Origin of the sequence: Ilyobacter sp. (assembly GCF_041583315.1) — a bacterium.
Lineage (GTDB): Bacteria > Fusobacteriota > Fusobacteriia > Fusobacteriales > Fusobacteriaceae > Ilyobacter.
The window spans coordinates 1-5465 of sequence record NZ_JBFHGC010000149.1 but is presented as its reverse complement, the minus strand read 5'-3'; the positions used below and the strand labels follow the sequence as shown (position 1 = coordinate 5465).

Below are 5465 nucleotides of genomic sequence, written 5' to 3'. Positions count from 1 at the left end.
TCCATGGAATATAAAAAAAGGACACTTCTTTGAAGTAAGTTCATAATATTTTTACTTGGAAGTTTTAGTAAAAAATTTTCTGTGAATCCATCAGGAAGAAATCTTAGTTCATCAAGTAGTGAATTAAAATCGTCCAACTCAGACTTTGAAGGAAGTTTTCCGAAAAGAAGCAGAAAAATACATTCCTCAAAACCCATTCTTTTTTCCTTTTGAAATCCTTTTACAAAATCCTTAATTTCTATTCCCCTATAATATAAAGCACCTTCTTTTGGTATTTTAATATTATTTACCACATCATAGCCCTGGACATCACCTATTTTGGTCAGACCTACAAGAACCCCTGTCCCGTTTTTGTTTCTTAAACCTTTCTTCACATTATACTTATCATAATATTCCGGCTCTATAAAGTTGTTATCTTTTGCAAGTTCTATTAGATTTTTGAATCCTTTATCCGCATAATTTGCCAACTCAATCCCTCCATTTATCAATAAATATTTATTTAAAATACTTTTAAACTAAAAAAACTACATATCTAATGATATTTCATATGGTGAATTAAAACAAGTACACATTTTATATACGAACAATATACAAAATATATCAATATGAGAAAAATGATTTATTTTGTATATATTTAATCGTGATTTTTTCCTTATGATTCTTTTTGAGAGCCCTTTATAATCCCTATTAATTCTACTAAAGATGTTTTTTACTTAATATCCTTATTTCCTGATATTTAAAATTAAACTATGAAATTAAAATACTAATAAAAAAAGGAAATTTGAAAATGTGGTATATAATTTTTTTGTAAATATTTTTGTTGTGATAACTTGTTTTAAGAAAAATATATAGTATACTAGGTAATAAAGGGGGGGATGGTAATGACTAAGAAAGAATTTATAGCGAAGTATTGTGAAAATGGAGGTTTTGTATCTAAAGCGGAGTCTGAAAGAAAATTAAATGCTTTATTAGATACTATTGAAGATGTTTTGGTTGGTGGAAACGAGGTCAATTTTATTGGCTGGGGTAAATGGGAAGTTGTAGAAAGAGCCAAAAGAAAAGTAAGAAATCCTCAGACAGGTAGAAAAATGACTGTTAAAGCTAAAAAAGTAGTTAAATTCAAACCCGGTAAGAAGCTTGTAGATAAAATTGCTAAATAATTTTATAATGAAGAAGAGGTTTTGCTATCTCGCAGGCTGTTGAAATCAACAGCCTTTTTCTTTTTGCTAATAAACTTATCTAAAAATATTAGGTAGCGTAACTGAAAAACTATTTTTCAGGGGAATCTATTATCATAGTGACAGGACCATCATTTAAAAGTTCAACTTTCATATCGGCACCGAACTCACCTGTAAAAATTTTTATATTTTTTTCTTTAACATATTCAATAAATTTATTGTATAGAGGAATAGCAATATCAGGTTTAGCAGCTTCAACAAAACTAGGTCGTCTGCCTTTTCTGGAATCTCCGTATAATGTAAATTGTGAGATTAAAAGTATTTCTCCCCCTACGTCAGTGAGTGATTTATTCATTTTTCCAAGTTCATCTGAAAATATTCTTAGTCCTGAAATTTTATCAACAAGCCATTTAGCGTCTTTTTCATTATCTGTGTGTGTTATGCCAAGGAGAATGAGAAAACCTTTTTCTATTTTTCCAACGATATTATTTTCTACTGATACTTGGGCTTTAGAAACCCTTTGTATGACTACTTTCATAAATTTATACCCCTTTCAATTGTAATAATAAGATTTTAATATAGTTCTCTTTATTTTTCAAGGTTGCAAGTTGTAAAATAAATATGATAGTGTTATACTAAATATTGTTAAACATAATAATTGAAATGAGGTAATTACTTTGGATAAAGAAATTTTGTTGACAGAATTTGCAAAAGTTATTAATTCAGATAGATATCAGTATACTGAAAGTGATGTATACCTAATGGAAGGGCTTGAAGACCAGGAAGCTATATTTGACATGTACTTCAGAAAAACTGAAGATGGTGGATTTGCAGTTGTTTGCGGAGTACAAGAAGTTCTAAATCTTATAAAAACATTGAATGATACTTCAGAAGATGAAAAAAGAAAATATTTTTCAAAAATTATAAAGGAACAACATCTTTTAGATTACCTGATCAAAATGAAGTTCACAGGAGATGTATATGCCTTAAGAGATGGTGAAATTGCATATCCAAATGAACCTGTTATAACTATCAAGGCACCTCTGATCCAGGCTAAAATACTGGAAACCCCGATATTGAATACCATGAACCTCCAGATGGCCGTGGCTACAAAGGCCTCTAGAGTCACTAGAGCAGCCGACCCTATAGGAGTATCAGCATTTGGTACCAGAAGGGCTCACGGCTTCGATAGCGCCGTATTAGGAAATAAAGCTGCTTATATTGGCGGATGCTCCAGCCACTCCAATATTATTACTGAATATAAATATGGTATCCCTAGTATTGGAACCATGGCCCACTCATATGTTCAAACTTTTGGGATAGGAAGAGATTCTGAAAAACGTGCTTTTGAAGTTTTTATAAAACATAGAAGGGAACGTGAGAATAATACTCTGATATTATTGATCGACACCTACAACACTCTTGGAATGGGTATAAAAAATGCAATAGAAGCTTTTAAAGAAGGCGGTATAGACGATAATTATAAAGGAACCTACGGAATAAGAATTGATTCTGGAGATTTGGCATACCTGTCTAAAAAATGCAGGAAAGAACTAGATAATGCAGGAATGAAAAAAGCAAAAATAATTTTAACTAGCTCACTGAACGAAGAACTGATTAGATCCCTAAAAGAGCAAGGAGCATGTGTTGATTCTTTTGGAGTAGGAGATGCCATAGCAACAAGTAAATCAAATCCATGTTTTGGCGGAGTTTATAAAATTGTTCAGATAAACGGTGATCCTGTAATAAAACTTTCAGAAGATGTTTTTAAAATATCTAATCCTGGATTTAAAGAAGTCTATAGAATCTATGATAGTCTTGGTTCTGCCTATGCAGACTTAATAACTCTTGTGGAAAAAGACGAGGATAAGAGTACAATATTGGAAAACAAAGATCTCACGATAATAGATGAGAAATATGATTTCAAAAGCAGTTTATTAAAATCTGGGGAATATACTGCTGAAAAAATAACTCTTCAATATGTAAAAAATGGAATTTTAACGGAAAATTATGATAAGATATTAGATGTTGAAAGTTCACGTAATTACTACATTGAAAATCTAAATAATATGTCAGAAGAAAGAAAGAGACTTGTAAATCCTCATAAATATAAGGTGGATCTTTCAAAAGACCTTTTAGAACTTAAATATTCATTAATAAAAAAAATAAAAAGTCAAATCTCAAAATAATCCCCTATATGGGGATTTTTTAGTGTCGCCGCGACACTATGAGGAAGGAGATTAAAATGAAAGAGGGAAAAATAAAGGGTTCAGAAAAAATAATTATTTATAAAATAATCAAAAGAAGTAAAAAAAATTATATTTTGAGAATAAAAAATGAATGCTTAATAGAGCTGTCAATACCGAAAAGAGAATCTTATATAAACGGTGAAAAATTTATGAGCAAGAATTTAGAAATTATAGAAGAAAAATTGAATCAATATGAAAAAAAGATGAGAGAAATAAATCCAGATGGGACAATAAAATTCCTTGGGAAAACATTACCTGCCACTGATAATAATTTTTCTGAAAGTACTATAGAAGAGGAAGGAATAAAAATACTACTGAATGAAACAAAAAAATGGAGTGAGATTATAGGGGTTTATCCTTCAAAGGTAAGGTTAAAACCATTGAAAAGTTCCTGGGGGATATGTTATTCAAACGGCAATATAACCTTAAACATAAAATTGATAAAAGCAAATCCTAAAATAATAGAATATGTAATAATACATGAGCTTTGTCATCTTGTACATCATAATCATTCTAAAGAATTTTGGAATGAGGTCAAAAAATATTTTCCAGATTATAAAGAAGTGAGAAGAGTGCTAAAAGATGAGGGAAGATATTATTAAAGATGAATTATAATTTAAGAGGGATGAATAGAAAGAAATAAAAATATAAATTACTTAAAGTAATTTATATTTTTATTTTTCAATAATTTAGATTTTGAGAAAACATTCAAGAAGTGCCTAACGTAGAACATAATAACGAGAACTGATAGGTGGAAGAGGAACTGAGGAGGTATAAAGCTTGGGATTTCAAGTTGCACCAAGTGGCAGTATTTGAATAATAAATTCAATATCAGAAAAATTAGTGCAACTTGAAATTTATAAAAAATATTTAAAATTAAGTTTTGATATAATAAAATGAAATTCAAATTTTAAATTTCATTTTTTAAAGCTATAATTAATAATTCAGCTGTTCTTTTATTTGTTGCTACAGGAATTTTATGAACATCACATAATCTTATAAGAGCTTGAACATCTGGTTCATGAGGCTGACTTGTGAGAGGATCTCTAAAAAAGAAAACAATTTTAATTTTTTCATTGGCAATGTCAGAACCGATCTGCTGATCTCCTCCAAGAGGACCAGAGAGATATCTGTGAACTTTTAAATCTGTAGCCTGAATTATTCTTCCTCCTGTTGTTCCTGTTGACACTAGTTCAAATTTTTCAAAAAAGTCCTTGTGTTTTTTTACAAAATCAACCAGATCATCTTTTTTCTTATCATGAGCAATTAATGCTATACGTTCCATAACTGACCCCCTATAAAATTTATGTGTATATATGTTATCATGTCTCCAATAAAAATGAAACTTCAAATTTATATTTAATATGTGGTATAATTTTATTAAAAATCTGAAAGGTAGAGAAATGAAATTTGAGAAAATAAATTATTTTGAGAGAAAGACAGGAAAAATAAAACAGGAAAATGTTCCAGGAGAAAGCTATCTGAAATTCTTATATTATAATCCTCTTGGGAAACTTCCTCTTGAGTCTATTGTAAAAAGGAAATTCTTGTCATCCCTGTATGGTAGAATGATGGATAAGAAAAAATCATGTGAGAAGATAGTTCCATTTATAGAAGAACACAATATAGACATTGGAGAAGCTGTAAAGAAGGTAGCGGAGTTTCAGTCTTTTAACGATTTCTTCATAAGAAAATTAAAGAAAAGTGCAAGAAAAATATCAAAAAATAAAAATGAGCTATCCTCTCCTGCTGACGGCAAGATACTAGCCTATGAAAACATAGATAAAAAAGACAGTTTTTTCCTCAAGGGATCTGAATTTTCCATGGGTGAATTTTTGAAGGATGATAAACTTGCTGATAAATTTCAGGGGGGAGCCTTTGTTATAGTTAGATTGGCACCTTCTGATTACCATAGATTTCATTTTCCTGCAAGCGGAAGTATAGGGGATAATAAAAAGATAGAGGGTTCTTATTACTCGGTTTCTCCCTACGCAATAAAGAAAAACTTCATGATATTTTGTGAAAATAAAAGAGAATA

7 protein-coding genes are annotated in these 5465 nt (G+C 30.0%); 4 read left to right on the top strand and 3 right to left on the bottom strand.

Annotated features, from left to right (window positions below; genetic code table 11):
• The coding region (locus tag ABZA26_RS06650; RefSeq protein WP_372713738.1) for a citrate/2-methylcitrate synthase at positions 1-467 on the bottom strand (467 nt) is incomplete at its 3' end.
• Between the two features lie 414 nt (positions 468-881).
• On the opposite strand from ABZA26_RS06650, the gene ABZA26_RS06645 reads away from it, so the two are divergent.
• Positions 882-1160, top strand: coding sequence for an HU family DNA-binding protein (locus ABZA26_RS06645; RefSeq protein ID WP_372713737.1), 279 nt, complete (start codon positions 882-884; stop codon positions 1158-1160).
• 109 nt (positions 1161-1269) lie between these two features.
• On the opposite strand, the gene dtd is transcribed toward ABZA26_RS06645, so the two are convergent.
• The gene (dtd, locus tag ABZA26_RS06640; RefSeq protein ID WP_372713736.1) at positions 1270-1716 is read right to left on the bottom strand and encodes a D-aminoacyl-tRNA deacylase; all 447 of its coding nucleotides are present in this window, start codon (positions 1714-1716) and stop codon (positions 1270-1272) included.
• A 139-nt stretch (positions 1717-1855) separates the two neighbouring features.
• Here dtd and ABZA26_RS06635 point away from each other — a divergent pair, with 139 nt between their 5' ends.
• Positions 1856-3367 carry a nicotinate phosphoribosyltransferase gene (locus tag ABZA26_RS06635; protein ID WP_372713735.1) on the top strand — a complete coding sequence of 504 codons (1512 nt, stop codon included), beginning with the start codon at positions 1856-1858 and terminating at the stop codon, positions 3365-3367.
• A gap of 56 nt (positions 3368-3423) precedes the next feature.
• A complete protein-coding gene (locus ABZA26_RS06630; protein ID WP_372713734.1) occupies positions 3424-4029 on the top strand; it encodes a M48 family metallopeptidase in 606 nt (201 codons plus the stop codon).
• Positions 4030-4337: 308 nt separating this feature from the next.
• Here the strand turns inward: ABZA26_RS06630 and mgsA are convergent, their stop codons facing one another.
• Positions 4338-4712: a methylglyoxal synthase gene (gene mgsA, locus ABZA26_RS06625; RefSeq protein ID WP_372713733.1), complete on the bottom strand. Its 375-nt coding sequence runs from the start codon at positions 4710-4712 to the stop codon at positions 4338-4340.
• 118 nt (positions 4713-4830) lie between these two features.
• Here mgsA and ABZA26_RS06620 point away from each other — a divergent pair.
• The coding region (locus tag ABZA26_RS06620; protein ID WP_372713732.1) for a phosphatidylserine decarboxylase at positions 4831-5465 on the top strand (635 nt) is incomplete at its 3' end.